The organism is Rhodococcus sp. IEGM 1406, assembly GCF_030056745.1.
Lineage (GTDB): Bacteria > Actinomycetota > Actinomycetes > Mycobacteriales > Mycobacteriaceae > Rhodococcus_F > Rhodococcus_F erythropolis.
On the sequence record NZ_JASHKO010000005.1, the window covers coordinates 191,795 to 216,466 of the forward strand.

The 24,672-nt window shown below is 62.6% G+C and carries 28 protein-coding genes; 3 read left to right on the forward strand and 25 right to left on the reverse strand.

Going from position 1 to position 24,672, the window contains the following annotated elements:
- Positions 1–20: 20 nt before the first annotated feature.
- The gene (locus tag QM596_RS22865) at positions 21–1,037 is read right to left on the reverse strand and encodes an ABC transporter permease (RefSeq protein ID WP_125050484.1); all 1,017 of its coding nucleotides are present in this window, start codon (positions 1,035–1,037) and stop codon (positions 21–23) included.
- Positions 1,038–1,168: 131 nt separating this feature from the next.
- Here QM596_RS22865 and QM596_RS22870 point away from each other — a divergent pair, with 131 nt between their 5' ends.
- Positions 1,169–1,729 carry a TetR/AcrR family transcriptional regulator gene (locus QM596_RS22870; protein ID WP_003941925.1) on the forward strand — a complete coding sequence of 187 codons (561 nt, stop codon included), beginning with the start codon at positions 1,169–1,171 and terminating at the stop codon, positions 1,727–1,729.
- Here QM596_RS22870 and QM596_RS22875 read toward each other — a convergent pair.
- From QM596_RS22875 to QM596_RS22915, 9 genes are all read right to left on the reverse strand, one after another.
- Positions 1,720–2,595 (reverse strand): TIGR03619 family F420-dependent LLM class oxidoreductase, encoded by an 876-nt coding sequence (locus QM596_RS22875; protein ID WP_283309986.1) that lies wholly within the window; start codon positions 2,593–2,595, stop codon positions 1,720–1,722. The genes QM596_RS22870 and QM596_RS22875 overlap by 10 nt on opposite strands.
- A complete protein-coding gene (locus QM596_RS22880; protein WP_064074194.1) occupies positions 2,592–4,250 on the reverse strand; it encodes an ABC transporter substrate-binding protein in 1,659 nt (552 codons plus the stop codon). Before QM596_RS22880 ends, QM596_RS22875 begins: the two co-directional genes overlap by 4 nt.
- 24 nt (positions 4,251–4,274) lie before the next feature.
- A complete protein-coding gene (locus QM596_RS22885) occupies positions 4,275–5,336 on the reverse strand; it encodes a DUF1214 domain-containing protein (RefSeq protein WP_042925645.1) in 1,062 nt (353 codons plus the stop codon).
- Between the two features lie 88 nt (positions 5,337–5,424).
- Positions 5,425–6,570 carry a sulfotransferase family protein gene (locus QM596_RS22890; RefSeq protein WP_083059024.1) on the reverse strand — a complete coding sequence of 382 codons (1,146 nt, stop codon included), beginning with the start codon at positions 6,568–6,570 and terminating at the stop codon, positions 5,425–5,427.
- Positions 6,571–6,592: 22 nt separating this feature from the next.
- Entirely contained in the window at positions 6,593–7,384 is a 792-nt protein-coding gene (locus QM596_RS22895) for an SDR family oxidoreductase (RefSeq protein ID WP_064074195.1), read from the reverse strand.
- The gene (locus tag QM596_RS22900; protein WP_283309987.1) at positions 7,378–7,737 is read right to left on the reverse strand and encodes a nuclear transport factor 2 family protein; all 360 of its coding nucleotides are present in this window, start codon (positions 7,735–7,737) and stop codon (positions 7,378–7,380) included. The genes QM596_RS22895 and QM596_RS22900 overlap by 7 nt, the downstream gene beginning before the upstream one ends.
- A 24-nt stretch (positions 7,738–7,761) precedes the next feature.
- Positions 7,762–9,663, reverse strand: a complete 1,902-nt coding sequence (gene cysN / locus QM596_RS22905; RefSeq protein WP_283309988.1) for a sulfate adenylyltransferase subunit CysN — start codon at positions 9,661–9,663, stop codon at positions 7,762–7,764.
- Positions 9,663–10,568 (reverse strand): sulfate adenylyltransferase subunit CysD, encoded by a 906-nt coding sequence (gene cysD / locus QM596_RS22910; RefSeq protein WP_019744365.1) that lies wholly within the window; start codon positions 10,566–10,568, stop codon positions 9,663–9,665. The genes cysN and cysD overlap by 1 nt, the downstream gene beginning before the upstream one ends.
- Entirely contained in the window at positions 10,565–11,311 is a 747-nt protein-coding gene (locus tag QM596_RS22915) for a 3'(2'),5'-bisphosphate nucleotidase CysQ (protein ID WP_042453014.1), read from the reverse strand. The genes cysD and QM596_RS22915 overlap by 4 nt, the downstream gene beginning before the upstream one ends.
- A 254-nt stretch (positions 11,312–11,565) precedes the next feature.
- Here QM596_RS22915 and QM596_RS22920 point away from each other — a divergent pair, with 254 nt between their 5' ends.
- Complete coding sequence (locus QM596_RS22920) at positions 11,566–12,177, forward strand: TetR/AcrR family transcriptional regulator (RefSeq protein ID WP_003942004.1); 612 nt, start codon at positions 11,566–11,568, stop codon at positions 12,175–12,177.
- 12 nt (positions 12,178–12,189) lie between these two features.
- On the opposite strand, the gene QM596_RS22925 is transcribed toward QM596_RS22920, so the two are convergent.
- The 12 genes from QM596_RS22925 to QM596_RS22980 form a co-directional block, all read right to left on the reverse strand.
- A complete protein-coding gene (locus tag QM596_RS22925; RefSeq protein ID WP_003942012.1) occupies positions 12,190–12,471 on the reverse strand; it encodes a metal-sensitive transcriptional regulator in 282 nt (93 codons plus the stop codon).
- Positions 12,472–12,505: 34 nt separating this feature from the next.
- Complete coding sequence (locus tag QM596_RS22930; RefSeq protein WP_283309989.1) at positions 12,506–12,775, reverse strand: hypothetical protein; 270 nt, start codon at positions 12,773–12,775, stop codon at positions 12,506–12,508.
- Complete coding sequence (gene mce1N / locus QM596_RS22935) at positions 12,768–13,283, reverse strand: transport-regulating membrane protein Mce1N (protein WP_003941872.1); 516 nt, start codon at positions 13,281–13,283, stop codon at positions 12,768–12,770. The genes QM596_RS22930 and mce1N overlap by 8 nt, the downstream gene beginning before the upstream one ends.
- Positions 13,276–13,713, reverse strand: a complete 438-nt coding sequence (locus QM596_RS22940; RefSeq protein WP_003942066.1) for a hypothetical protein — start codon at positions 13,711–13,713, stop codon at positions 13,276–13,278. The genes mce1N and QM596_RS22940 overlap by 8 nt, the downstream gene beginning before the upstream one ends.
- 15 nt (positions 13,714–13,728) lie before the next feature.
- Positions 13,729–13,884 (reverse strand): hypothetical protein, encoded by a 156-nt coding sequence (locus QM596_RS22945; protein ID WP_003941930.1) that lies wholly within the window; start codon positions 13,882–13,884, stop codon positions 13,729–13,731.
- A 57-nt stretch (positions 13,885–13,941) separates the two neighbouring features.
- Positions 13,942–14,604, reverse strand: a complete 663-nt coding sequence (locus tag QM596_RS22950) for a hypothetical protein (protein ID WP_003942024.1) — start codon at positions 14,602–14,604, stop codon at positions 13,942–13,944.
- A 49-nt stretch (positions 14,605–14,653) separates the two neighbouring features.
- A complete protein-coding gene (gene hemB, locus QM596_RS22955; RefSeq protein WP_007735309.1) occupies positions 14,654–15,628 on the reverse strand; it encodes a porphobilinogen synthase in 975 nt (324 codons plus the stop codon).
- Positions 15,629–15,703: 75 nt separating this feature from the next.
- Entirely contained in the window at positions 15,704–17,266 is a 1,563-nt protein-coding gene (locus QM596_RS22960; RefSeq protein ID WP_003941969.1) for a bifunctional uroporphyrinogen-III C-methyltransferase/uroporphyrinogen-III synthase, read from the reverse strand.
- 60 nt (positions 17,267–17,326) lie between these two features.
- Positions 17,327–18,301, reverse strand: coding sequence for a hydroxymethylbilane synthase (hemC, locus tag QM596_RS22965; RefSeq protein WP_007735311.1), 975 nt, complete (start codon positions 18,299–18,301; stop codon positions 17,327–17,329).
- Positions 18,298–19,659, reverse strand: coding sequence for a glutamyl-tRNA reductase (locus QM596_RS22970; protein ID WP_003941867.1), 1,362 nt, complete (start codon positions 19,657–19,659; stop codon positions 18,298–18,300). The genes hemC and QM596_RS22970 overlap by 4 nt, the downstream gene beginning before the upstream one ends.
- Entirely contained in the window at positions 19,656–20,543 is an 888-nt protein-coding gene (locus QM596_RS22975) for a redox-sensing transcriptional repressor Rex (RefSeq protein ID WP_007735314.1), read from the reverse strand. The genes QM596_RS22970 and QM596_RS22975 overlap by 4 nt, the downstream gene beginning before the upstream one ends.
- 140 nt (positions 20,544–20,683) lie before the next feature.
- Complete coding sequence (locus tag QM596_RS22980) at positions 20,684–20,944, reverse strand: glutaredoxin family protein (protein WP_003941953.1); 261 nt, start codon at positions 20,942–20,944, stop codon at positions 20,684–20,686.
- A gap of 200 nt (positions 20,945–21,144) precedes the next feature.
- On the opposite strand from QM596_RS22980, the gene QM596_RS22985 reads away from it, so the two are divergent.
- On the forward strand, positions 21,145–22,140 hold the full coding sequence (locus tag QM596_RS22985; protein ID WP_003941873.1) for an HAD family hydrolase: 996 nt from the start codon (positions 21,145–21,147) through the stop codon (positions 22,138–22,140).
- Positions 22,141–22,179: 39 nt separating this feature from the next.
- Here QM596_RS22985 and QM596_RS22990 read toward each other — a convergent pair whose 3' ends face one another.
- From QM596_RS22990 to QM596_RS23000, 3 genes are all read right to left on the reverse strand, one after another.
- A complete protein-coding gene (locus QM596_RS22990) occupies positions 22,180–23,217 on the reverse strand; it encodes a lysophospholipid acyltransferase family protein (protein ID WP_042923247.1) in 1,038 nt (345 codons plus the stop codon).
- Complete coding sequence (locus tag QM596_RS22995) at positions 23,214–24,347, reverse strand: NAD-dependent epimerase/dehydratase family protein (protein ID WP_007735316.1); 1,134 nt, start codon at positions 24,345–24,347, stop codon at positions 23,214–23,216. The genes QM596_RS22990 and QM596_RS22995 overlap by 4 nt, the downstream gene beginning before the upstream one ends.
- Before the next feature lie 217 nt (positions 24,348–24,564).
- Positions 24,565–24,666, reverse strand: a complete 102-nt coding sequence (locus QM596_RS23000) for a 30S ribosomal protein bS22 (protein WP_003402602.1) — start codon at positions 24,664–24,666, stop codon at positions 24,565–24,567.
- Between the last annotated feature and the right edge of the window lie 6 nt (positions 24,667–24,672).

Consider the following 24,672-nt stretch of genomic DNA (forward strand, 5'->3'; position numbering starts at 1 on the left):
AATCGCCGGCCCCACCACACTCAGTGCGCTGCTGCCTTTTTCGACTGGCGAGAGGCGAGCAGTCCGGTCAGGCCGAGTGCCGCGACCAGCCAGATCCCCAGAACGAGCAGGTGCGGTCCGGCGCCGTTGCCACTGAAGTAGATGACGGAGCGGATGGGCTCCATGGCTGCCGATCCGAGCCAGAACGAATGGATGTGCTGCCAAAATCCCGGCAGGAACGACACCGGAATGGCACCACCCGAACTCGGGAAGTTGATGAAAACGAGCACCGTCAGCACCGCGAAGATCGCGGCTTGGCCGAGCAGTCGATTGAGCAGGATGCTCACCGCACCGACGGTGAACGTGTAAACCATCGAGATTCCCAGCAGTTGCAGGATCTGGCCGAATGACGCCCCGAAGGCGTGCATGAAGATGCTGGTGATGCCGAAGGCTATGAGCGGGGTGAGTATCGCCGCACCGGCCAGGATCGAATACTGCTCTCGCAACCGCATTCTCGGCGCAACCTGACTGAGCACCGTGATGGTCAGGTAGCCACCGAGGGTGCAGACGATCAGGAAGTAGAAGAGTCCGACGGTCGAGGAGTCTCGCGCCGTGACAGGCGCCGAGTCGATCACCGTGACCTGCTGCCCCGTCTGCTCCGCAACCGAATGCGCCAAGCTGCTCACCACGGAAACCGTCGAGGCGCCCGCGCCGGTGGCGATATGTGCGGTCACGGTGTCACCGATCTCGATGGCGCCGATCGCATCGCGGTTGTCGATCCGAGAGAGTGCGTCGGCGGCGTTGGCTGTGGCAACGATGTCGAACTTGCCACCCGACGAAGCCTGGATTCCGTCGATCAGCGGGGCCGTGACGGACGGCGACCCGACCACCACGATCGGTGCCTGATTCGGCGTCGGCGCATGGAAGGCGCTGACGTAGCACAGGCAGAACATGATGACGAAGAACAACGGAAATGCGAGTCCACTGCCCACCATCTTCCAATTGGTCGGCGGATCGACAACTTCTTCGCTGGGTACTCGGACGTCGGTATCTGTCATATTCCACGCTCTCTTCACTAACCGCATCTAGCTGTCAACACCGTTGACAGACTCAACAGTCAACACCGTTGACACGTTATAGTCAACGCCGTTGACAACGCGGTCGGCGAGCGAGCACGGAGGTCGATGTCGTGACACCCACGAGGCACACGCCAGAGCAGGAGCAACCCTCGACATCCGAGGCGATTCGCGCGGCGGCGTTCCAACTGTTCGGCGAGCACGGGTTCGGCGGCACGTCAGTTCGCGCCATCGCCAAAGTTGCCGGAATCGATCCGGCCCTGGTCATCCGGCATTTCGGGTCCAAAGAAGCACTGTTCCTGGAAACCACGCCGGTTGCGGACTACTTCGAAGGCCAGTTCGACGGCCCACTCGACACCCTCGGTGAGCGAATCGCCGCCTTCGTCCTGGGCAAGGCCGACGCCCGGATGCTGTCGGTGTACACAGCGCTCATGCGAGCGTCGGACAGTCCACGCATCCGGGAGCGACTCAGAGACATGACCGGAGTATTCGCCACCAATCTCGCCGCTCGTCTAGACGGCGAAGACGCGTACACCCGCGCACTCCTGGTCTCCGCCCAGGTGTCCGGGCTGTTGAGCGTCCTCAGCGACGAGAGTATCCCCCAGTCCGCAGATCGCGACGAGTTGGCAAAACTCTACGGCCGGGCGATGCAGACGCTGATCGATCAGTACTGAGCGATGACCTCCTCGGCAAACCGCCGAACGGAGTCGAGTCGCCCCTGACGATCACCGGCGTCAACTTCGTAGCGATACCAGGGCAAAACTCTGATTTCCGTGACTCCGAGAGTCTCGAGTTCGCGATATCCGTCCAGATCACGAACATCCGTCGGCGAGACGTTGACGCCGAAAGGAACATCGGCACGACCGTACTCGACCCGCAATTCCGTGAGACAATCGATGGCGCAGGCTAATTCGGCTTTGGTCGTGTTCACCGACATCCAACCGTCGGCCAGCCTGGCTGCACGACGCAACCCCGGTTCGCTGTGCCCACCGATGTAGATCGGAACCGGAATCTCCGGAGCAGGACTGATCATCAGAGCGTCGAAATCGTAGTGCTTGCCGTGGTATTCGACCCATTCCGGCCCACGTCCCGCACACACCGCCTTGATGATCTCGATGGCTTCGTCGGTACGCGCGCCGCGGGTGCGCATCTCGGTACCGGTGAAGGTGAATTCCTCGGGAATCCAGGACAAACCGACGCCGAGAGCGACGCGGTTCCTCGACATCACGGCCATGGTCGCGACCTGCTTGGCTACCAACAGCGGATCGCGCAGTGGAAGTTTGAACACGTTGGTGTAGAAATGAATTCGCGATGTGACGGCCGCCATCGCCGCCATGGCAATGAACGGATCAGGCATCGGCGTCTCGGGCGCCCACATCCGCTTCCCGTCAGCAGTGTACGGGTACGGCGCCGACACCTGCTCCGGATAGAACACGGAATCCGGCATCGCGATTCCGTCGAACCCCACCTCTTCGGCGACCTGCGCCAACTCGCACAGTTCCAGGGCGTCGATCATCGCACCGGCCAAGGACCACTTCATCGTTCCACCGTTTCGCCGTTGGGCGAGATCCAAGCGCCGCCCAAGAACATGATGTCGGTGATGTTGCGTACGACGCCGTGAACATTGCCGTCCCATGCGGTCAACACCGACGCCGGCCCCCAGATCACGTAAGGCACAGTCGCGTTGGCGTACTCCTGCACCTTGCTGATCGCCTCACGGACAGCATCGTCCGTCGATGCCGTCTGCACAGCTGTGATCATCGCGTCCATCTCCGGGTCCGCGAAGCCGGACGGGTTGTTCTTCGAATCACTGGCCATACTGTTGTACAAATTGAGGTACGGCGCTTCTTCTCCGACCGGAGCGCCACCTCTGGTCATGTCGAAATCGTGGTCCTTGTATACCCGTCGAACCAGATCGGTCACATCGGTCGCGTAGTCGATGGTGACGTCGAAACCGATCGCGTTCAGCGACGCCTGAACCGTCAGTGCCGTCGCCTGTTGGCTCGGCTCCGAGGTGGTGAGGTAGCGGAGTTTCCCGTCGTACCCGTCGGACTTCGCTTGATCGAGCAGCGCCTTTGCCTTCACCTGATCGAACGGAATGCCTGCTGTGTTGTTGTACCAACGTGACGTCTGCGGGACCAGTTCGGAACTGGCGGTGCCCAATCCGTTGTTCGCCCGGGTATTGACCGCCGCCGGATCCACCCCGTAGGCGATCGCCTGACGGACGCGAACATCGGCCCCGGGCTTGCCCTCACGGTTGTTGATCGTGCCAATCCCGTTCTGTCCGGTCGGACTGAGGTAACCCGAGTATCCGTCGTCGAGAGCTTGTTCGATCACGGCCTCGTCGCGGAGGATGTACGTCATGTCGATCTGGCCGCTCTTCAACGATTCGTACTGAGACTGCGCACCCGACGTGGGAACAAACCGCACTGTGTCCAGTGGAGGTTTACCGCCCTGATAATCCGTGCGTGCGGCGAGTACCAGTTCTTCGTGCGGGGCGAACTTGGCCAAGGTGAACGGACCCGCCCCGATCGGTGTGAACGCTCTCTCCCCGGTTCCTGAAACCGACCCTGCCTCTCCCCCTGAACTTCGCGCAACGATCATTCCGGGCCCGAGCGACAACAGCGCCGGGAATTGACGCCAGGGCCGCTCGAGCACGAATTCGACTGTGGTGGCGTCGGGCGTCTCGATCCGATCCACGATGTTGAGCCAGGTCTGCGATACATCACCCTTGCCTGCCACGAATCGATCGATACTCCACTTCACCGCTTCCGCGTCGAGCGGACTTCCGTCGCTGAAGGTGAGGCCGTCAGCCAAAGTGACGGTGTACGAGGTGAAGTCGCTGTTGTTCGACAGTGTCTTCGCGAGTTGTGGCACGAAGCTCCCGTTTGTGGAGTCGCTGCGTACCAGCGTGTCGTAAATCGCGGCCATTTCGGTTCCGCCGGTCGAACCGGCGGCTTGCGTTCTCGTGGGGTCCAACGAGGAAGGGAACGAATAGGACCCGAAGGTGAGAACACCGCCGTCGATCCGCTCCCCCACATCTGGGGCGCCCACAAAACCAGCTGCGCCACTACTGCTCGGTGAAGCCGATCCCGAGTTGTCCCCACTGCTCGACGCGCAGCCGGCCAACATCAATGCACCGGCAAGCCCGAGCGCGACAAAGCGAGGGCCGAACCTAATCTTCCTGGTGTACATACGTTCCCAATCTCCGTCAGCGTGTCAGATCTTGACTACCTTCGACGTCGGGATCGGGTGCGAGTCCGCCTTGATCCAGCGCAGCGCCCATGTCCCCTCGGCATGCGAATCGGTGTCGATCCAGTTGCCATAACCCGGATCCTTCGCCGCCACGACGATTGTCATGGTGCCGTCGTCGTTGAGCTTCGCGGTGTGATTGTTGATGTAGATGTTCGTGCGGTTGTAGTCGAGGGACTCGACCCAGAAGTTCTGCAGCACGAAGTTGAAGTACTCGCAGTTCGGAACCTCGGTCTCGATGACCCACGCCTCGTCCTCGGCGAGCTTCCAGTAACCGTGGAAGTAGAAGATCGTCGGATCGCCGCCGGCATCCTGGAAGTAGTCCTGTCCCCAGTCGAAGATCTCGTTGGTGTGCGGCTGGAATTTGCGCGACCATTCCAGGAAGGTCTCCGCCATCCCCTTCACGATCCCGACGGACTTGGTGAGGCGCTCGCCGATCTCTTCCGGAGTCAACGGGACGAACTCCCCGTCCGGGTTCAGGCATTCGATGGTCAGATCACCGACAATCTCGTTGCGTCGATCCTGGTGAGTTTGCCGAACGGAGATGAGGTTGCTGTCGGGCGCCAAAGGCAGCCAAGCGCCCTCATCGGGCTTGTCGACGCTCGCGATGAACTCGAAACGGCCGTTCTCGTCGACCTCGAGGTCGTGGATATGCAGATCGCCGGTCTGCAGCATGGTGCCGTCGATGTGGTACCGATTTACGCGCGAGCCGAAGGTGATCAGCGGGACGGTGCCTCGGGTGCCGATGATCCGGTAGTTGTACTTACCGGAAATGTTGGCGCGCATGTAGACGTTGTCCGGGTTGTCGGCACCGATCTTCGTCATCATGTTCGGGTTCGGAGCCGACGAGAACTGCGGCCACCGCGGATCGGTGTACTCGACACAGTTGATCGTGCCGTACCGAAGCAACCGACTCAGGTAGCGGACGCCCTCGGCTTGAGTCAGCGGATCCTGAGGGACGATCTCGTCTTCCAGGACCTTTCCGACCTCGAGCAGATCTGCGCAGAACTTTTCCCAAACAGCATTCATGTGAATCTCCTTGTTTCGGTTGGGGCTTCGCCCTGTGTGCCTTTTTGGTAGTCGGCACTACCAAAAAGGCGCACAGGGCCGGTGGCCTTCAGGGTGTGGTGGCGAACTTCGCTTCGACGTCGGCAGCGCTCACGCCGAAATCCTCGAGCGAATAGCGATGCGACGGACGACGGTGCTCGGCAAGGCTGGCCTGATGCGACGCCTCCACCGCGGCGCGGGCGTCGTCTGTGAAGGGCAGGGCGAACTGTGCATAGATCTTCTCGACGGTGCCGACCGCATCGGCGATGAAGTCCTTGTAGTCGACGTCGATGAACTGATCGGGGTTGTAACGGCTACGGGCATTGTTGAAGTTCGCATTCCCTCGCGCCCACAACTCCAGTTGCGTGCGCCCGATGGCCGGACGATCGAAGGCCCTCGACATGTCGTGTCCGCCCTGCTCTACGAGGCTGAAGGTGGACGCCATCGATGTCAACGGGTCCCGGAAGGTCCGAACGAACAGTGCATCCGGATAGACCGACATGATCTCGTCGATCGCGAAGACATGGCTCGGGCTTTTGAGCACCCACCGTCTGTCCTGGTCGTGCAGCCCGATCAACTGCAGGTTCTTCTTGTGCCGCGCATATGTTTCGGTCCAGTCCTGCTCCGCCAGCCACCGGGTGTAACTCGGCACGTACGCCACCGTCTCGAACGCGGTCGAGAGCATCGTCTGCTGCAGCAGCCGCCAGCATTCCTCGACCTCCTCCGCCCCCATGAAATGAACCTTCATCAGGTCTGCCTCGTTACGCTGGCGAGCACGGTAGAAGGCGTCGGAGCGAACGTAATCTTCGTTCTCCGACCACTTGTCGCGCTCGGGGCGCGGCTGCGGCGTCTCGGCGAGCCACATCTCGGCGCCCTGATGCGCTGGGTCGGCACCGAGCAAGCGGTGCAGCGCGGTGCTGCCGGTGCGGGTCAACCCGACCACGAAGATCGGGCGTTCGATCGGAACATCTACGTGCTCTGGATATTTCGCGAATCCGGCCTCACTGGTCAGGCGACCCGCGAGCGCTCCGACGATCATCTTGCGAGCGATCACCTTGCCGTGAGGAGTGAGGTCGGCCTCGTTCTGGAACGACTCGAGGAGAACTCGAAGTCCTTCGAGATAGCTTTCGCTGCCGAAGTTTTCGTACCCGGCCGCCTCGCGCGCAGCCTGGTGCAGGTCATCGATGGAACCGATGCCGTCGTAATCCTGTGTCATGGCTAGTCCTTGTATGAGTTGATCAGTGGTGCGTGTGACCGCAGTTGACGTCGAGACATTGCCCTGTGATGGCCCTGGCTGAATCGGACAGGAGGAAGACGACAGCGTTTGCGATGTCATCTGGCTCCGGCAATCGGCGCAGATCGGCGCCCGCTGCGATCTCGTCGTAGATCACCTTGGGGTCGACTCCTGCCGCCGCCGCCTTCTTCTCGAACATGTTCTTGACCGAGTCCGCCCAGATATAGCCGGGAGCAACCGAATTGACTCGAACGCCCTTGGGACCGAGATCGATCGACAAACTGCGTGCCATTGCCAGGAGCCCGGATTTCATGATGCGGTAGGCCCCGAACCCGGGAAGCTGGTTGCGCAACACCATGGACGTGACCATCACGACGGACCCGTGCGACTCGATCAATGCCGGAGCAAATTCTCTGGTGACGTTCAACGCCGCGAGCAAGTTGATGTCGATGCCCGACTGGATGGACACCACGTCGGCGTCCAGGAGCGGGACCTGCGCGGGTTGAACAAATGCGTTGTTCACCAAGCAATGCACCGCACCGAACTCAGCGACAGTTGTCTCCGCCAACGAAGCGATCGAATCGACGTCGGTGAGGTTCGTCGGTACGGCCAACGCGATTCCGCCGCGGTCTCGAATCTCCCTTGCCACCGATTCCAAGCGCTCGGGTGTGCGGGCAGCCAGAACAACCTTCGCTCCGGCCGCCGCACTCTGCAGCGCAATCGAACGACCCAGCGCCGGGCCCACTCCCGAGACGACGACAACCTTGCCTGCCAGCAGGCCCTGATGGGTCAGCACAGCGCCTGCGGATCGAGAACAACACTCAGGGAGATGATCTTGCCGTTCTCGTCGAACTCGAACACGTCGGTGGCAGCGAAGTCAGGGATACCGGCGCGCTGCACCCGAAGCTGCATCGCTGCGTACTTTCCCGTCACCGAAATCGGACCGAGCAGGCTGACTGTGAAATCGACCTGCGCGTTCGCGGTATCGAATTCGCGAATCTCGTCGATGCCGCGGTAGGTCTTGACCCCCAGCGGTTCGTGTTGAACTGCGTCGGGCGCAAACAGCGCAACCAGTCCGTCGACGTCGTGACTTCCGAGACACTTGACGTAATCTTCTACGGCAGAAACTATTTCAGCCCTGTCAGGCATGGATGCTCCTCGTGTTCAGGCGGATCAAGAAATGGTTCCGCGGGCGCGGAGATGGTCGACGATCGCGATCGCAGCGTCCTCGGTCGTCGTGACACTGGTGTCGATGTGAATGTCAGGGTTCTGCGGCGGTTCGTACGGCGAATCGATTCCGGTGAAGTTCACCAACTCGCCCCGTCGAGCCTTCTTGTACAGCCCCTTGGGATCTCGCTCCTCTGCGACGGCAAGAGCGGTGTCGACGAAGATTTCGACGAACTGTTCGTCGCCGATCAATTCGCGGGCGGCATGACGCTCGGCCTCGAACGGTGAAATGAAGGACGCGAGCACGATCAGACCGGCGTCCGCCATCAGTCGGGTGACCTCGGTGACGCGACGGATGTTCTCGACGCGGTCGGCTTCGGTGAATCCGAGGTCTCGATTCAGCCCGTGACGGACGTTGTCTCCGTCGAGGAGGTAGGTGTGCGCGCCGAGTGCGTGTAGTTGACGCTCGACATCGTTCGCGATGGTCGACTTTCCCGAACCGGAGAGACCGGTGAACCAAAGAACTGCGGGTTGGTGTCCCTTGAGCCTGGTGTGCGCGGCCTCGTCGACGTCGACGGATTGCCAGTGAATGTTGTCCGATCGACGCAGCGAGTGCGTGATCATGCCCGCACCGACAGTGCCGTTGGTAAGGCGGTCGATGAGGATGAAGCTACCGGTGTCACGGTTGCCGACGTACGGGTCGAACGGGACCGGTCGATCGAAACTGAGGTTGCACACACCGATTTCGTTGAGCGCGAGAGTAGTCGTTGCGGTCTTCTCGAGAGTGTTGACGTTGATCTTGTGTTTCGGTTTGGTGATGCGCGCAGTGACTGTGACGGTACCGATCTGGCACAGGAACGGCCGTTCGGGCAGCATGGGAGCCTCACCCATCCAGACGATGCAGGCCTCGAACTGATCGGCTACGGCCGGCGGATTGTCGCCGATGGACAGCACATCACCGCGACTGATGTCGATCTCGTCGGCGAGCGTGATGGTGACCGAGCGGCCCGCACCGGCAACGTCGAGGTCGCCACCCATGGTCGCGATGCGCTCGACTGTGGACGTCTTTCCACTGGGGAGCACGCGGATGGGATCTCCGGGAGATACGGTGCCGGAAACGATCTGGCCGGAGAATCCGCGGAAGTCGAGGTCCGGCCGGTTGACCCACTGCACCGGCATCCGGAACGGAGCCGCGGCGGCAGCATCGTCGATGTCCACGCTTTCGAGATGCTCGATCAGGCTTGGTCCGGAGTACCACGGGGTATTCGCACTGCGCTCGGTGAGATTGTCACCCATGTATGCCGACATCGGGATGGCGACGAACCCGTCCAGACCGATCTCGTGAGCGAACTCTGCGTAATCCGCGGTAATGGCATCGAAGACCTCTTGCGAGTAGTCGACGAGGTCGAGTTTGTTCACGGCAAGCACCACGTGCTTGATCCCCAGCAACGACACCAGATACGAGTGCCGGCGGGTCTGAGTCAGTATCCCCTTGCGGGAATCGACAAGGATCACCGCAAGATCGGCGGTCGACGCGCCCGTCACCATGTTTCGGGTGTACTGCTCGTGCCCCGGAGTATCGGCGACGACGAACTTGCGTCGCTCGGTCGTGAAGTAGCGGTAGGCGACGTCGATCGTGATGCCCTGCTCACGTTCGGCGGCGAGGCCGTCGACCAGGAGCGCGAAATCGAGCCCCTCCCCCTGGGTTCCGCTCTTGCGCGAATCGGCTTCGAGCGCCGTCAACTGGTCGTCGAAGACGAGTTTCGATTCGTAGAGCAGACGGCCGATCAAGGTGCTCTTGCCGTCGTCGACGCTGCCGCACGTGATGAATCGCAGCATGCTCTTGTTTGCATGACGTTCGAGGTACGCCTCGATGTCGTCAGCGATCAGATCCGAGGAAACAGTCATCAGAAGTACCCCTCTTGCTTCTTCTTTTCCATCGACGCACTGGAGTCGTGGTCGATGACCCGTCCCTGGCGTTCGGAAGTGGTGGTGAGCAACATTTCCGAGATGATCTCGGTCAGGCTCGTTGCGGTCGATTCGACGGCTCCGGTCAGCGGGTAGCAGCCGAGGGTGCGGAAACGAACGCTCTTGAGTTCCGGGGTCTCTCCCGGCAGTAACGGCATCCGGTCGTCGTCGACCATGATCAGCGCACCGTCCCGCTCTACGACGGGCCGCTTGTCGGCGAAATACAGCGGAACGATCGGAATCTCTTCCTGGCGTATGTATTCCCACACATCCAGCTCGGTCCAGTTCGAGAGAGGGAAGACGCGCAGGCTCTCGCCCGGCGCTTTGCGGACGTTGTACATCCGCCACAGTTCCGGTCGCTGCTGCTTGGGATCCCAACGGTGCGCAGCTGATCGGATCGAGAAGATGCGTTCCTTGGCGCGGGATTTTTCTTCGTCACGTCGGGCGCCGCCGAATGCAGCGTCGAACTTGTAGTGATCGAGGGCTTGTTTGAGGCCTTCGGTCTTCCACATGTCGGTATGGACAGCGCTGCCGTGAGTGAACGGGTTGATCCCCTGCTTCACGCAGTCCGGGTTGGTGTGGACGATCAGATCGAGATCGCCTGCAGCAGCGGTACTGTCACGAAGTTTGTACATTTCACGGAACTTCCACGTGGTATCGACGTGCAGAAGCGGAAACGGCAGCTTCGACGGATAGAAGGCCTTGCGCGCCAGATGCAGCATCACGGCGGAGTCCTTGCCCACCGAGTACAACATCACCGGGTTCTCGCTCTGGGCAACAGCTTCACGCATGATGTGAATGCTCTCGGCTTCGAGTCGTTCGAGGTGCGTCAGTGTCGCGGTCATCGGCCCAGTTCCTCCAGTGCTTTCGGGGCGAGTTCGGGTCGGCAGATCAGCAGATCCGGCAACCACGGGTTTTCCTGGTTGTAGCGCAGTTCGCTGCCATCGATACGCGAAACATGCAGTCCCGCAGCATGTGCAACAGCAACGGGCGCCGCCGAATCCCACTCGTACTGTCCGCCCGCATGTGCGTAGATGTCTGCCTCACCCGAGACGACCGCCATTGCTTTGGCTCCGGCGGATCCCATTTCGATCAACTCCGCGCCCATCGAGTCGGCCATGCGCATGACCGGTTCCGGACGACGCGTCCGCGATACGACGACTCGAACCGGCGTCGCGGCATCCCGTTCGGTCCGATCATCGCTGCTCGAATAGGTGACGCCAAGGGCAGGCATTGCGACCGCACCGGTTGTGAGGACACCGTTTTCGGTCAGCGCAACATGAACGGCCCAGTCCGATCGTCCGGCCTCGCCGTACTCACGGGTGCCGTCGAGAGGGTCGACGATCCACACCCGATCCGCAGCCAGCCTCGCGAGGTCGTCAGCCCCTTCCTCCGACAGCACTGCATCCGCAGGAAAGCGTCGGGCGAGTTCGGCGACGATGAATTCGTGACTGAGCCGATCGGCCGCGTTCTTGAAAGTCGCGACATCACCGTCGTTTTCGCCGAGGGATTTCCGATGGTCGAGCAGAAGTTCTCCAGCCGCAGCGGCGATGTCGATCGCCGCGCGTTCATCGTTAGTGCGTGTCATAGGTACTCCACAACTGTGTAGACCTCCCGATCGATACGGGAAGAAAGGTCAGGCCGACCGCAGAGTGTCCAGCACTTTGCACTGGCCTCGATGTGGTCTGCGCCATACCGTAACACCAGAATGAACGATGTTCATTCTATTTCGAACAATGTTCATTCTATGATCTGAGTCACATCGAATTCTGGACGGCGCTCGACAACGAACAGTGTTCGATGTGAATTGAGGATGCCGACCACCGCGACTACGGTGATCAAATGAGCAGTACCAGCAGCAAGTCGATCTACGGCGACGCCGAAGTGCGTCGACGCCGAACTCTCGACGCGGCGATCTCGCTTCTGGACGAAGGAGGCTACTCCGCGCTCACGATCCGCGCTGTCGCCAAACGAGCCGGCACCAGCACTGGCCTGATCTACCAGTACTTCGTCGACAAGCAGGACATCTTCGCCGCCCTCCTCAGCGAAAGTCAGCTGGAAATGGCGGACTTCGTGAACTCGCTCCCCCGCGAGCAGGGACTGAGCGCCTTACTCGAGTCCATGATTTCCGAGTTTGCTCGGCACTGGGCACGGGTGGGTCGACTCACCACCACTTGGCGCGACATCGAAGGCATGGCCGGGTCCGACCGAGAAAGCATGCGGGAACTTCACGCATCCGTAGCGGTCTACAACTCGGCATTGATTCGAGCGCTCACCGAATCTGCTGCAGCCGAAGGGAGCCGGTTGATCGACGACCCCGCGTTGATCCATCTCGTGCTCTCCGGACTCAAAGGCCTGTCGGACACCATCGTCATCAACATCGCCAAAGAAGTCACACCCGAGTACTTCGTAAGCTTCTCCGCCCGGGCGCTCGCGCGGTCCATCACGGAGTGACGGACCGATACCTTACGAACGAACGAGGCGAGCGATGGCCGCCTGAGCTTCCTTGATCTTGACGTCCGCTTCCGGACCACCCTGCTTGGCAGCTTCGACGACGCAACCCGCAAGGTGGGCGTCGAGAAGCTTCAGGGACACGGACTGCAACGCGCTCGTCGCGGCGGATACCTGGGTGAGCACGTCGATGCAGTACCGGTCGTCTGCGACCATGCGTGAAATTCCGGCTACCTGACCTTCGATACGACGAAGGCGCTTGAGCAGATCGTCCTGCTCGGGGCTGTAACTACTCATACCGCAACTATACCCCCTACCCGTATGAGGGCTACTACGATGCGACGAAGCCCACCCGGACGCGGCGCACGACATCGATGGCCATCAGCCCCGCAACCAGAATCGACAACCCGGCGCCCGAGATCCAGAGACCGTCGTAGTGCGTGCTCTCGAACGGTGGAGCGCCCTCCAGTATCGGTCCGAAGTGGGACGTCGTCGTACCCGCTCGCCAGCACACGACCGCCAGAATCGTTGCGGCGACGATACCGAGTACACCGATCCACGTCTTCACGTCGACACGCGGGGATGGCTGTGGCTCAGTCATCGGCAGACCCGTCCGGTTCGACACCAACCACAACGACCTGACTCAACGCCTCGCGCAGTGCCTGATCGTCCTTTGCCCACGCCCGCACCAATCCCCCGGTGGTCAAACGTAAGCCGATACCGTGCCGACGCCTGGGCACTCCGGACAGCTCACCGAGCGCGCGTGCCGTTTCCCACGGTTCCATTTCGTCCTCGTAGGCAGCGTCGTCGGACTCCGGGAACACCTCGGCGATCTCGGTGATCGGCACCTCTTCGGTTCCCTGACGCAACGTGGTCGCGGTCAGAAGTACGCTCGCGTGCCGCCGTGCTGCGATCACCTGCACATAGACCAATCCGGTGAGGATCACGGCGAACATCGCCAGACCGAACCAATGCACCACCGGGCCGGTGAACAGTTCGATGACCAAGGCGATCAGGCAGAAGATCGGACCGAACGCGATGGCCCACCACCGAGAGCCCGGTTCGTAGTACAGAACGTCCGGGCCGATTTCCGGCGCGCGATCAGCCACGGGCAAACCAACTTCGGGTGGTGTCGCGGTAGATCGCGACGCAGGCACAGATCAGCATGACGGGAACAACCAGCGCGAGCACGGTACTGATCCCGGCCACGACCAGCGCGATCTGCAGCACCGCGAACACTCCGGACACGATCACCAGGATCCGTCGGCACAACGCCCTTCCGGCGCGAGTGGGACCGGCGAGGCCGCCGATCGCGAGGCCGGTCAACAGCAGAACCAGCCCTGACACCCGCACGAAGGTGACGTAGATGTCGATGTTTCCGGCCGAAACGCCTTGATCGGTGAACTGCTCACGCAACGAATACGAAGCGCTGGTGACATTGATCAGGCCGAAGAGTATGAGCAGGAACGCGCTGGCGATCCACAGCCAGAATGCTGCCTCGACAGCCGTCGGGCGCCTGACCTTCGTAGAGATACTCACGGGTTCAAGTGTGCGCTATCCGCTGACGATGCCCGGAATCATGAGCATCAGGAGTGTCACCAGAACAGAGGCTCCGAGGATCGCGAACAAGATCACTTCGGTGCGTGAACCACGTTGGCGCAGTGGCGCGTCGTGGGTGCTTTCCGTACGCAGGGCTTCCTGAGAACTCATCGCGTCCGACCTCTCCCCTACTACTTCAGTGACCCGTTTCACAGTACCCCGAGCTACCTACCGGTTCCCCGCCGGGGGGAAACGAAGAAAGTACGGATTGGACTCTTTTCGGTGCATCATCACGATCGCCCCGACAGCAGCAACTGCCTGCAGGATTTCCGCTCCGCCGAACAGCAGAGTGGCCGCGCCGCCGTCTCCGCCGAGCCCGAAGATCACCGGGATCGCGGAGACCAGCATGAAGACGCCACAGAACGTCAGCAACATTCGAGCCCAGTTCTTGCCGCGACTCATCGCGCGCACGAACAGAAGGAACACCGCGGTGACGATCACGACCAAAACCGCAGAGAACACGATGACCAGTGGGAACATGCCCTCCACGTCGGAACGCGTCAGACCGGCGTCGACAGCTGCCTGATTTCTGAGCATCTCGTCGACGAACATCGACTTCTGCCCGAGCAGCATCCAGATCATCGCGCCGCCCTGGACCAACCCCAGCGCCGTCACAGCCCACCACAACTGAATCGCAGTCACGACGTCCGTCGGCGGCTCGGGTTTCGGCGCAGGTCCCGGGTATCCGTTGTAACCGGGGCCGTATCCCGGGATCTGACCCGTCGGCATCGGTCCGAGTTCGCGGTACGGCTGATTCTCGAACGGCTGGTTCTCGTAGGGAGGTTCCCGGCGGGGCGGTTCCTGGCGCGACGGCGGCCACTGCTCGGTCATGACACCAGCGTATCGGTCGATACCGGCGCAGCCACCATGCGTGACTCCGTCACAGCCATCCGGCAACTTCCGACGCCCAGTACGTGAGGACCACGTCGGCACCGGCGCGGCGAATGCTGATGAGCGATTCGAGAATCGCCGCGTCCCGATCGATCCACCCGTTCTGCGCGGCCGCGGTGATCATCGAGTACTCCCCCGAGATCTGGTACGCAGCGACCGGAACCGGAGACCGGTCGGCGGTCTCACGCAGAATGTCCAGGTAGGACATTGCAGGCTTGACCATCACCATGTCGGCGCCCTCGGCGACGTCGAGGTCTACCTCGCGCATCGACTCGCGGCGATTGGCGCCGTCCTGCTGATACGTACGACGGTCGCCTTGCAGTGAGGATCCGACGGCTTCACGGAACGGCCCGTAGAACGCTGACGCATATTTCGCGGCATAGGCGAGCTGACCGACATCGACATACCCCGAAGCATCGAGTGCACCGCGGATCGCAGCCACCTGACCGTCCATCATGCCGCTGGGGCCGAGCAGGTGCGCACCCGATTCAGCTTGCGCGAGAGCCATTTCGACGTATCGGATCAAGGTCGCGTCGTTGTCGACAGCGCCGCCGGCAGTCAACACGCCGCAGTGGCCGTGATCGGTGAACTCGTCGAGGCAGGTATCGGCCATGATGACCGTCGAATCGCCGAGTTCGTCTGCCAGAGCGCGCAATCCGACGTTGAGGATGCCGTCGGGATCGGAGGCACCGGACCCCTGGGGATCCTTGTCCTCCGCCTTCGGGACACCGAACAGCATCAGGCCACCGACGCCGGCTTCCACCGCTTCCACCGCTGCGGACCGCAGCGAATCGAGGGTGTGCTGGAAAACGCCTGGCATGGAACTGATCTCACGCGGTGCGTCGATGCCGTCGGCGACGAACATCGGCAAAACGAGGTGCCGGGGTTCGAGCGAGGTCTCTGCCACGAGTCGCCGGAGCGCAGGAGTGCGCCGGAGCCGGCGAGGGCGATGAGTAGGAAACACGAGAAGTAGCCCTCCTTCGTCGGAACCTGTGAGCGGTTGAGGAGTCCACAGACTCCTCAACCCCTCACGGGTGCGCTAGCGCCTTCGAGACTTCTTGCGCGGGGGCGGCAAAGCACCTTCGGCGCGCAGACGAGCAGCATGCTCGGCGAGAGCCTCCACCAGCGGTCCCACCTGCGAGGTCTCGGGCTGCACGTCGACGCGCAGACCGAACTCGATAGCGGTTTCGGCCGTCTTCGGGCCGATGCACGCGACCAACGTGCGGGCGTGCGGCTTGCCGGCGATGCCGACGAGGTTGCGCACGGTCGAGGACGAGGTGAAGCAGACGGCGTCGAATCCACCGGTCTTGATCATCTCGCGGGTCTCGGCCGGCGGCGGCGCTGCCCGGACGGTGCGGTAGGCGGTGACGTCGTCGATCTCCCAACCGCGTTCGCGCAGGCCCTCTGCGAGGGTTTCGGTCGCAATGTCCGCCCGCGGCAACAGAACCCGGTTGACCGGATCGAAAACGTCGTCGTACGGGGCGAATTCGGCCAACAGGCCTTCGCTGGACTGCTCACCGGTCGGGATCAGCTCGGGGTTGATGCCGAACGAGCGCACCTTGGCTGCGGTTGCTTCACCGATGCAGGCGATCTTCACACCGGAGAAGGCGCGAGCGTCGAGGCCGAACTCTTCGAACTTCTCCCACACTGCGCGAACAGCATTGGTGGAAGTGAAGACGACCCACTGGTAGCGACCGTCGACGAGTCCCTTGACCGAACGCTCCATCTGAGCCGGGCTGCGAGGCGGCTCGACGGCGATGGTCGGAACCTCGATCGGGATCGCTCCGTGAGTGACCAGACGGTCGCTCATCTCGCCGGCCTGATCCTTGGTGCGCGGCACGAGGACGGTCCAGCCGTACAGAGCGCGCGATTCCCACCACGACATCTTGTTGCGCTGCGCGACAACCTTGCCGACGGTGACGATGAGCGAGCCCACCAGTTCGGATCCGGCTTCGTTGAGCGTCGCGAGAGTTGCCTCGACGGTTCGCTGCTGACGAGTGGTACCGCGGACGGTGATCGCAGCAGGCGTCTGCGGGGCCAAGCCGTTCTCGACCAGCGCGCTGGCGGTCTCGGCGAGATGTCCGGACGTCGCGTGCAGGACAAGCGGTCCCGGTGCAGCGGCCAGAGCAGCCCAGTCGACTTCACCGCGAACGTCGGCCTCGGTGTGACCCGAGCCGAGCGCCATGCCGGCGTAGCTCGGCACAGCCGAACCGGAAGGCAGACCCGGGAGAACCTCGAACTGAACCTGCGTACGGGCGACTGCGGTGACCTCTGCGATCACGGAATCCGTGGTCAGCGGGTCGCCGGAGACCAGACGCACGACGTCGTGGCCGTTCTTGGCCTCGTGCACCAATGTCTTTGCAACCTCGGCAGGCTCGCCGAGTGCCGGACGCACGTCCGCGATCAGCTCGCCGGTCTCCTCGTCGCGGCCCATGTCGATGCCGACGAGTGCGACGACGCCCTTGTCGACATCCGGATCGGTGAATGCCATTGCGGCGCCGGTGAGGACGTCACGTGCGCGAACGGTGAGCAGGGCGGGGTCGCCCGGTCCCGATCCCACGAACAGGATCCGTCCGGGAGTGTTCTTTCGGACTCGGGTCATCGGTGATTCTCCAGTGCGCTGTATCGAAATGGGAACTTGGTGCAAGTGCAAAGTGGGGCGTCAAACATCGGCTGCCTCGCCTGTAGTCACGTTCATCAACTCTCGGGCGCCGAGTTCGAGTAACTCGCGCGCTACCGCTCGGCCGAGTTCCTCGGCCTTGTCCGGCGCACCCACTGCGCCGGTACGGATGACGTCCGAACCGTCGATGGCGGCTGCGCAGCCGCGTACCGACAGTTCGTCGAAGATTCTGCCGTCGTCGTCGAGGGATTCGACGATCTCCGCGATCGCTCCCACCGGAGCGGTGCAGCCGGCTTCCAACTCGGCGAGCAGGGCGCGCTCGGCAGTAACTGCCGCCCGGGTACCCGCGTCGTCGTGCTCGGCTAGGATCGCCGCCAATTCCACATTGGCAGAAAGGCATTCGACGGCCAGAGCACCCTGCGCCGGAGCGGGGAGCATCTGCACGGGCTCGATGTTCTCGGTGATGAGATCGAGCAGACCGATACGAGACAGGCCGGCGCGAGCGAGGATCACGGCGTCGAGTTCACCGGATTCGACCTTGCCGAGACGGCGCTGCAGGTTGCCCCGCAACGGCACGATGTCGAGGCCGAGACCGAGTGCCTTCAGCTGCGAAACACGGCGCGGCGCCGAGGTTCCCACCTTGGAACCGGCCGGAAGCTCCCCGAGGACCAGACCGTCACGGGCGACCAGCGCGTCACGCGGATCTTCGCGTGGCGGAATCGCCGCGATGACGAAACGCGGGTCCTGCGCGGTCGGTAAGTCCTTGTAGGAATGCACCGCAACGTCGACGCGGTTGTCCAGCAAGGCTTCTCGAAGCTCTGCCGTGAACACTCCGACGCCGATCTTCTGGACGGGATCGGTGGACTGGTCGCCCTTGGTCTTGATGATGACCAACTCGGCGGGATGTCCGGCCGCAATGAGGGCATCGCGCACGGTACCGGCTTGCGTGGTCGCGAGAAGACTTCCGCGAGTGCCGATCCGCAGCGGGCTCCCCGATCGAGGGGTGGTGACGCTCATGCCTGCAGGTCCCTTCCAGTGCGGTCGCCGTCCACCAGATCGGTGGGTGTGGCCACGGCCGCGGGAGATCCGGGGCTGAGTTCGAAGAGTTCGCGCAGCGCTGCTGCGTAGGAGTCGCCGCCGGGGGCCGACGCCAGTTGCTTGACGCGCACGGTCGGGGCGTGGAGCAGCTTGTCCACGACGCGTCGCACGGTGCGTGCAACCTCGTCGCGCTGCGGATCGTCCAGGCCGGGCAGACGCGAATCGAGTCGCATCAGTTCGGCTTCGACGACGTCGGCGGCGCGCTGACGCAAAGCCGTCACGGTCGGAGTGACCTCCGCGAGGCGCTGTCCGGCAAGGTAGGTCGCAAGCTCGCCGGCGACGATGGTGCGTGCGGCATCTGCGTCAGAGGCGGCGGCGCCTGCCGCTGGATCACGCTGCAGCGTCTCCATGTCGAGAACGGTCACACCCGGCAGGCCGGCGACGGCGGGATCGATGTCGCGCGGCAGCCCGAGGTCGCAGATGACGAGGTGCTTGGTGTTGTCGCGATCGGGCTCGGCGAGTGCGCGGTGCACATCCGCCAGGGTGACCACTGCCCCGACCGCGCCGGTACAGGTGACCATGACATCTGCCTGCGCCATCGCGGCCGAAAGCTGATCGAAGGCAACACCGTCGGCGTCGACGCCGTTGGAGCGTGCCGTCTCTGCCAGGTGCTCGGCGCGTTCCTGTGTCCGGTTGACGACGACGATGCGTGCGATTCCGGCGCGGGTGAGATGCGCAACCGACAGACCGCCCATCGAGCCTGCACCGACAACCACGGCAGTGCGGCCGACCAGGCCGCCCTCACCGATGATGCCCGCTGCACGATCGAGAGCCACCGACACGACTGATGCTCCGGCGGAGTCGATTCCGGTTTCGGAATGCACTCGCTTGCCGACGCGCAGTGCCTGCTGAGCCAGTTCGTGGACGACGCGTCCGGCGGCCTGCTGCGCATCCGAAGATGCGTAGGCCGAACGGATCTGGCCGAGGATCTGCTGTTCGCCGATCACCATGGAATCGAGGCCGCTGGCCACCGCGAAGAGGTGCTCGACGGCTGCTTCGCTGTAGCGGACGTACGCGTGAGCGTGCAGCGCTGTCAGGTCGAGACCCGAATGGTCGGCCAGGATTTCACCGACCTCGGTGAGTGCACCGTGGAACGCGTCCACCACCGCGTAGACCTCCACCCGGTTACAGGTGGAGACGATCATCGCTTCGGAGATGTGCGAAGACGCCAGAAGCTTGTCGATCAGCTTCGGACGATCGGTGTCGGTGACAGCTACTCGCTCGAGCACCGGGACGGGCGCGGTTCGATGCGAGACCCCGACAAGCAGAACACTCACGGCGCGATCACTGATCCGTTTCTTGTCGAACCTGCTCCGACCGGAGCGGGTGAACTGGTGGATGGGACTGACGAAGCGGATGCGGCGTGAGCCACTCGTACTCGCGGCGCGCTGGATGCCTGATCGGCATTGCGCGCACTGTTGAAGGAGAGAACCTGCATCTCGACGGCTAGATCTACACGTCGCAGTTCCACGTGATCGGGAACGTCGAGGGCGATCGGCGAAAAACTCATGATGCAGCGCAGCCCGGCGCTGACGAACTGGTCGCACACGCCCTGAGCTGCCTCGTCCGGTGTGGAGATGACGCCGATGGTCGCATTCAGTTCACGGCAGGCGACGGTCAGTTCCTCGGTGCTGCGCACGACGAGATCCCCGACTCTGCTTCCGATTCGATCTGCATCACTGTCGAAGAGTCCGACCATCTCGAAACCGCGGCGGCTGAATCCGCCGTAGCCGACCAGCGCCTTGCCGAGGTTTCCGACTCCGACGAGAACGACCTTGTGCCCACGATCGAGTCCGAGTGCACGCTCGATGCGGATGCGGAGCCTGTTGACGTCGTACCCGACGCCACGGACACCGTTGGGTCCGAGGAACGACAGATCCTTACGCAACTTCGCTGATCCGACACCTGACGCCTGCGCGAGTTCCTCGCTCGAGACGATGGAGGTACCCCGGTCGGACATCACTCCGAGGACCCGCAGGTATGCGGCCAAGCGCGTCACCGTAGCCTGGGGGATGACGCGATCCTGAGCGATCGGGTCGGTAACCGAGGCGCTGGAAGCGTCGGTGACGGAAGAGCCCGCAGCGCCGGTGACGCGCTGAGCCACAGGCTCATGCGTCTGGTGCGGTTCGGTCACGTCGCTGGCTCCTCGTCCGGTCGACACGACTGTCGACCTCCACGATGCTCCGGGGGAATGTTCACACCACGGTAACCGCTTGTGAACCCATGCACAAAGTTGCTCGAGACGGGTTCGATGTGCCGTTCACCTGCAAAGCGGCTCCGCGGACAACTTTGAGGGTTGCCTTACTTGCGTAAATCGTCACGAAGGCGCTCCTCGTCGACTTCCCAGTAACCGTGCTCGCGTCCGTCGAGAAGAATGACGGGCAATCTGTCTCCGTACTCCGCTCTCAGCTCTGGATCCGTCGCGGCAGCTTCGTCCACGTCGATGCACGTCAATTCCAGCTCGAACTCGGAACAGACCCGTCGCAGGACCTCCGCCGCGCCGACGCAGGACGCGCATCCTGCGCGTGTCAACAGGGTCACTTCATGCGTAGCTGCAGTCATCGACGCATACCTTTCTTCTACGGGGACGCCATCTACTTGATCGGTCGAGTGTGCCTCCGGAGCCCCACTCGGTGCCAAATCGGCGGAGAGGAACGTCACACACCACAGGGAAGGTCACCATCCAACCCATCGGGCCTCATCGCGGAGGATAGGCTGACTCGAAGAGTTCTCTGCTCGAGAATGCAACACGGGAGGTGCGGGTGCCTGCGCGATCACTACCGAACGGCTCCGGATTCGGATCAGGGCTTGCCGGGGTCATTCTCCCCGGACGTCGCCATGTGAAGAATCCGCTGGGCCCGAGTGAGTCGGAAGTTCGAGCCAATCTCGCCGGCGAGGCGAGCGCTGACGCAGCTCTGGCATTGCACGAAGCTGCCAACCCCACAGAACCGGAAACCGGCGAAGAGCCCCCGGCCGTTCCGCGCGACCTCACGGCCGCCGCATTCTTCGACGTCGACAACACCATGGTGCAGGGTGCGTCGATCATCCACTTCGCCCGTGGTCTCGCTGCACGAAAGTATCTCAAGACCTCGGATCTGGTGGATTTCGCGTGGAAGCAGATCAAGTTCCGAGTCACCGGCCGAGAAAGTAGCGACGACGTCGCCGAAGGCCGCGAGAAAGCACTGTCCTTCGTGGCCGGTCGATCCACCGCCGAACTCGCCCGCCTCGGCGAGGAGATCTACGACGAGGTCATCGCCGACAAGATCTGGCCAGGCACGAGGGCGTTGGCCCAGATGCACCTCGACGCCGGACAACAGGTGTGGTTGGTGACGGCAACTCCGGTCGAACTGGCTCAGGTCATCGCCGAGAAACTGGGATTGACCGGCGCCTTGGGCACTGTCGCCGAGAGTGAGGACGGCGTCTTCACCGGCCGACTCGTCGGCGACATCCTGCACGGCATGGGCAAGGCGCACGCCGTACGGACGTTGGCGGTGCGTGAAGGACTCAATCTCAAGCGCTGTTCCGCCTACTCCGACAGCCACAACGACGTTCCGATGCTCTCGTTGGTGGGGACACCGGTGGCGATCAATCCCGACGCAGATCTTCGTGAACTCGCGAAGAACCGCGGGTGGGAAGTTCGCGATTTCCGCACCGGACGAAAGGCCGCCAAGATCGGCGTACCGACGGCGCTGGTGCTCGGAGCGGTCGGCGGGGCGCTCGCGGCAATTCTCGCCAGGCGCAAAGAACAGAACGTCTGAGCGGGTTCGGTCCGGATCGAGCAGCGATCCGGACCGAACTCAGCCGAGAAAGACGTTGCGACGCTTGGCCAACAGTCGATACAGCGTCTGCTGAATGGTTTCCCGGACGTGGTCCGTGACCTCGAACAGGACCATCGGATCGTCGGCGGCACCGCTCTCGAAGGTGTCGGTGACGATGGGCTTTCCGAACTCGATGTACCACTTCGACGGCAACGGAACCAGGCCGAGCGGCCCGAAGTGTGGAAACAGCGGTGTCACCGGGAAATACGGAAGACCGAGAACGCGTGCGAGTGTGGTGAGATCACCGATTTTGGGATAGATCTCCTCCGAACCCACGATCGAGCACGGAATGATCGGAACACCGGTTCGCATTGCGGCCGACACGAAGCCACCGCGCCCGAACCGCTGCAACTTGTACCGCTCACTGAACGGTTTCCCGATGCCCTTGAATCCTTCCGGGAACACGGCCGCGACTTCACCGTCGTTGAGCAGACGCTCGGCGTCGGGGTTGCAGGCCAACGTATGACCGGCTTTGCGCGCCAGTCCACCCACCACTGGCATCTCGAATGCCATGTCCGCAGCCAACATTCGCAGTGGACGATGCGCTGGATGGTGATCGTGCACGGCAACCGACGTCATCAGTCCGTCGATCGGGATCACACCGGCGTGGTTGGCGACCACAAGCGCTCCCCCGGTGAGGGGAATGTTCTCGATCCCACTGACCTCGACGCGAAACCACTTCTCGAACAACGGGCGCAACATCGGCATGACGACGTTGTCCGCGAAATGCGGGTCGAATCCGAACTCGTCGACCTCGTAGTCGCCCGACACCCGACGTCGGAAGAATTCTGCTGCCGAGGCGATCTGGTCGACGATCGCCGACCTGGCCGAATCGACGAACGTGCTCTCACCGCCGTGGTCGGCCGCCGAGGACACTCCGGACGGATGCCGACGTTCACTTTGTTCACGGATGTCACGCTCCGCACCGGTGACGGACTCACGCGAACGGGAAGTTGCCGACTTTCCGGTGTGAGTTGCGCTGGGCCGCAGGGGAATTACCTTCGCCACGTCAGTCACCCCTTCACCGCACTTCGTCCCGACAGCGGCATGTGCATCACGTCTGCACTTGTTGCCGCCGCGGCGGTGTCACCGCCGAGGATGGTGGTCAACGCATTCTCCGCCCGATCGATCCACTCGGACTTGATGATCCGGCGCGTCTGCATCGCACGCATGAAATCGTCGAGTGCTTGCATGGTGGTCCATCGCGGCTCGAACCCCAGCTCGCTGCGCATGCGAGTGGTGTCGAGTCCGCAGCCGAACCGGAAGTACTCGAGTTGCTCGTCGGTGTACAGCCTCATGGACGACCCCACCAACGCGCTCCCGACGCTGCGGAACAGAGCGAGCGGCATGGGAACTTCCACCCTGCCTGCCCGGCGGATCGCCTGCGACATCATGACCACTCCGTCGCCGGCGATGTTGTACGTACCCGAAGCGTGTCCGATGGTCGCCTTCTCCAGCGCCGCGAGGGCATCCTCGACGTGGAGCAATTGCAGGCGCGCGTTGCGCCCGACGATGGTGGGCACGAGTGGGGCGGTGACGTAGTGCCCGACGGTTGCAGTCAGCTGAGGTCCGATCAACGGCGCCAACCGCAGAATCCCGACCGAGATGTCCGGGCGCCGACGCCCCATTCCGCGGAGGTATCCCTCGATCTCGAGGCTGTCGCGGGCATATCCGCCCGGCGGCCGGCGGCGCGCACTCATTTCTTCGGTGAACTGAGCGGGATCCTTGGCACTGCACCCGTAGACGACCGAAGCCGAGCGCAGGATCACCTTGCGAACCGTCGGCGCTTTCTGGCAGACCGCGAACAGTTGCATGGCGCCGATGACGTTCATGTCCTTCATCGCGGCGCGGCTGCCGGCTTTGGGGGCTTTCTGAAGCGTCGACGCGTGCACGACGGTGTCGACCTCGGCGTTTCGGATCACTTTGCCGATCAGCGGATTGCGGATGTCTGCTCGCACGAATTCCGCGCGGCCCATTCTGCGCATCATGTCCTTGCTCGGACTGACGGCGTCGACGGCGATGACACGCTCGATCGACGGATTCTGCGCAAGCCTGGTCACCAGGTAGCCGCCGAGAAATCTGCTCGCCCCGGTCACCAGTACGACGCGAGGCGTCGTGCCCCCTGAAGTGTTGTCACCTTCAACCACCAAGTACCCCCATATCCAGTAGAAACGCGCTCTGCCGAAGCGTCCCTCCCGCGATTTTCCCCCACTTTACGGGCAGAGGGGGTCCCGCGCTGACTACCCAAATTTCGGCCATTCAAGACAAACCGCCCAGCCAATGAGACGTGGCACACATCGCTTCCCCCCGAATATGCTGATGCCCGCCACCCCGGAAGGGGTGGCGGGCATCAACAGGTACTGCTTATTTACCGAGTTTCCTGCGCTGTACTCGGGTACGACGAAGCAGCTTGCGGTGCTTCTTCTTCGACATGCGCTTGCGACGCTTCTTGATCACTGAACCCATAGCGGG